Here is a 3,475-nt window from a genome sequence, read left to right as displayed (position 1 = left end):
ATGATTCCATCCTGCGGCCGCCAGGACCCGCAACCCACCAAGAAGGTTCCGGCGGTCGATTTTTCCGGTCCCGCCTCCAGCCGTGGCGGTGCTCAGATGCCGCGGGTCATGCCGGGCGGGTCGGGCAGGCGCCGCAGCAGGTCGATCAGTTCGGGCACGGAACCGATTTCCAGCTTTTCCAGGATGCGCGCCCGGTGGTGGTCGGCGGTGCGCGGGCTGATGTCCAGCGCCCGGGCGATGCCCTTGCTGGACAGGTCGGCCGGATTGGCCAGCATGTAATCGACGATCTCGCGTTCGCGCGGAGTCAGCCGGCCCAGCTTCTGCCGGGCGTCGCGGTTGCGGCTTTCGCTGTCGATCAGCCGCTCGGCCGATTCCAGCGCGGCATGGATCCGCTCGATCAGTTCGGTCTGGCGGAAGGGCTTCTCCAGAAAATCGATGGCGCCGCCCTTGATCGCCTGGACCGATTCCGGCACGCCGCCATGGCCGGTGATGAAGATGATCGGCAGGGCGTGACCCTGCGCGTTCATATGCCGTTGCAGTTCCAGCCCGGTCATGCCCGGCAGGCCCTGGTCGAGGATCAGGCAGCCGAAGAGATTGCCGTCGTAGCGATCCAGGAATTGCCGTGCCGATTCGAAGCTTTCCACCGTGAAGCCGCGCACCCTGAGCGCCCGGGACAGCGACGAGCGGATGTCGGCATCGTCATCGACGATATAGACGCAGCCGCCCGCAGGGGGATCCTCGTTCTTGCGCAAGGGAGCGGGTTCGTTCTTCATCATGCGGCCTGCAACGGAAGGGTAAAGCAGAAACGGGCGCCGCCGGCATGGCTGCGGTCCTGCCACAGCCTGCCGCCATTCGCCTCGATCAGCGAGCGGCAGATCGACAGGCCAAGCCCCATGCCGGTGGACTTGGTGGTCTCGAACTTGGTGAACAGGCTGATCGCCGGATCGACGCCGGGGCCGGTATCGCTGACCGAGACCTCGACCCGGCCATCCGGCCGCATCGCCGCCGCCACCGTGACCTGCCGCAGCGCCGGCTGGGCGCGGGCGATGGCCTCGATGGCATTGCGCATCAGGTTGACCAGCACCTGGGCGATCTGCACCCGGTTCGCCGCCACCGGCGGCAGGGGCGGCAGTTCGGTGCTGATCAGGACCCCGGCCTCGGTCGCCTCGGGCTGGACCAGGATGCGGGTCTGGTCCAGCAATTCGCCCAGGTCGAAGGGGGTGGCGGCGACCTCTTCCTTGCGGATGAAGCCGCGCAGCGCCCGGATGATCTCGCCGGCGCGCAGGGATTGCTTCTCGATCTCGACCAGGATCTCGCGCAGTTCGGGCGGGCTGTCGGTGGCGCGATCCAGCACCAGCAGCGCGGTATCGGCGTTCTGGGCGATGGCGGCGAGCGGCTGGTTGACCTCGTGGGCCAGGCCTGCCGCCAGCTCGCCCATGGTCTCGCCCCGCGCCAGATGCGACAGGTCGCGGTTCAACTGGGCGATCTGCCCCTCCTTCACCTTGCTTTCGGTGATGTCGTCGAAGGCCACGACCGCGTGCAGCGGCTGGCCGTTATGGTCGCGGATCAGGATGGCGTTCACGGTGACGTTGATGACATCGCCATCCTTGCGCAGCAGCCGCGCCTCGCGGTGGGTGGTGAGATATTCGTCCTGCAGCGGCGTGTCGGGCCGGAACAGCGCGGCATCCTCGGGCGGGATCAGGTCGGACAGGGTCATCCCCAGCAGGTCCGCCGCGCCATAGCCGGTCATCTGCGAGAAGGCCTCGTTCACCTTCAGCAGGGTGCCGCATTCCGGCGCGAACTGCGCCATGCCGCGCGACGAGCGGTCGAAGGTCAGGCCGTATTCGCGCTCGGTCTTCTTGCGCTCGACGATCTGGCGCACCTGCGAGGCATTGGCCTCGGTCAGTTCGCTATAGGTCCTGGGCAGGGGTTCGGACGGGTCGATCTCGCCCTGCGAGATCAGCGCCGAACGCACGGCGAAGGCGCGCACCGGGCGGTGGATGAAATTCGCCAGCGCCAGCCCGATCAGCCCGGTGATGATCGCCACCATGGCGGCGATCCAGATGTTTGCGGCGCGGTTCTTCTTGATCTCGCCGATGAAGTCGTCCTCGGGCGCATAGACGGCGATGGTCCAGGGCAGTTCGGTGCTGATCACCGGCATCACCGCGGCGACATAGGCGGCATCGGCATAGGTGAATTCCGAGAAGGTCGCGCGCCGGGTCCGGGTATCGGCGACATTCAGGCCGCTGCTGCCGAAGGCGGCGCGGGCGATCGGATCCTCCAGCTCGTCGATCTGGGTGAAGCGCAGCGAGCCGTCGCTGTTCTCGGTCTTCAGCAGATCCTGGTTCGGATGCGCGATCACGTCGCCGTTCTGGTTGATCATCAGCGCCTTGCCCGAGGTGCCGATGCGCAGCTTGGACATGAAGTTCGAGATGCTGCTGATCTCGATATCGACGCCGACGACGCCGCGAATCGACCCGTCGGAGGCAAAGACCGGCGAGGCGAGGGTGATTCCCGGAGCCTTGGCCGAGAAGAAGATATAGGGATCGGTCCAGATCGTGCCGCGTTTTTCCAGCGCCCGCTGATACCAGGGCCGGCTGCGCGGGTCGAAGCGGTCCTCGGGATCCATGCGGCGCTCGAACGGGGTGAAATCCTCGTTGCGCCAGATCAGTTCGACCGAGCGCGTGGGCGCGGTCAGGATGATCTTCGAGCGGAACCGTCCCGGGATCTCGGTGCGCATGATATAGACGAAGACGCCGTGCTCGTCGCCATAGTAGAGCCCCGAGAAATTCGGCGTCACCCGCAATTGCTGGAACAGGAACTGTTCCAGCAGCGCCGGATCGTCGCTGGCCACCACCCGGTGCTGGGCCAGCCGCGCGGCCAGTTCCGCGGCGCTGCGGGCGGGATCGAGAAAGCCCTTGGTATGCTCGGTGGCGTTGACGCCCACCTCGGTCAGCAATGCCCGCGCATGATTGAGCAGCGTCCGTTCCGAGGTCAGGTACGAGGACAGCACGACCGCCAGGACGGCAACGAATTGCAGTCCGGCCAGGCCGAGCGCCAGCAAAGCCGCAAGCGAGTTTCTCATCGTCCGTTCATGTCCTGGCCCGTGCCCTCCCGGCCTGTCGGCGAAGTCTTGCTCATCTTGGGGCCTCTGGGCAAGCCACGGCGCGGCCGATGCCGCGATTCTTCGTGGCTGGGGGGCCACAGCGGCTTTTTCTGGCGCGGATCGGGACGGACGGCTAGGGTCTGTTGACGTTCAGGATTCCCAACTTGTGTGAGTTCTGATTCAAGGTTGCAAACAGAGGAGAGCAGCCTTGACCCGTCTTGTTCTGAACGACGCCCAGTGGGCGATCATCGAACCCCATTGCCTCGGCAAGCCCACGGACCCCGGCCAGACCGGGCGCGACCCGCGGCTTTTCGTCGAGGCGGTGCTCTGGATCGTCCGGACGGGGGCGCAATGGCGGGAACTGCCTGA

Annotated in this window: 3 protein-coding genes; 1 reads left to right on the top strand and 2 read right to left on the bottom strand. The window is 66.3% G+C overall.

Going from position 1 to position 3,475, the window contains the following annotated elements; translation table 11 throughout:
• Positions 1-92 precede the first annotated feature (92 nt).
• Together ACK5IR_RS09740 and ACK5IR_RS09735 are read right to left on the bottom strand one after the other, a co-directional pair.
• Positions 93-776, bottom strand: coding sequence for a response regulator transcription factor (locus tag ACK5IR_RS09740; protein WP_416928336.1), 684 nt, complete (start codon positions 774-776; stop codon positions 93-95).
• Positions 773-3,085, bottom strand: a complete 2,313-nt coding sequence (locus ACK5IR_RS09735) for a cache domain-containing protein (RefSeq protein WP_416928334.1) — start codon at positions 3,083-3,085, stop codon at positions 773-775. Before ACK5IR_RS09735 ends, ACK5IR_RS09740 begins: the two co-directional genes overlap by 4 nt.
• 229 nt (positions 3,086-3,314) lie before the next feature.
• Between ACK5IR_RS09735 and ACK5IR_RS09730 the strand changes: the two genes are divergently transcribed.
• On the top strand, positions 3,315-3,475 hold a 161-nt coding region (locus ACK5IR_RS09730; RefSeq protein WP_416928338.1), incomplete at its 3' end, for a transposase.

The organism is Tropicimonas sp. (genome assembly GCF_047971885.1).
Classification (GTDB): Bacteria; Pseudomonadota; Alphaproteobacteria; order Rhodobacterales; family Rhodobacteraceae; genus Tropicimonas.
This window is presented reverse-complemented; position numbering and strand designations above follow the sequence as displayed.

Excerpts from the sequence above, each read along its gene's own strand:
- ACK5IR_RS09740 (WP_416928336.1), bottom strand. The coding sequence starts at position 776 with ATGATGAAGAACGAACCCGCTCCCTTGCGCAAGAACGAGGATCCCCCT.
- ACK5IR_RS09735 (WP_416928334.1), bottom strand. The coding sequence starts at position 3,085 with ATGAGAAACTCGCTTGCGGCTTTGCTGGCGCTCGGCCTGGCCGGACTG.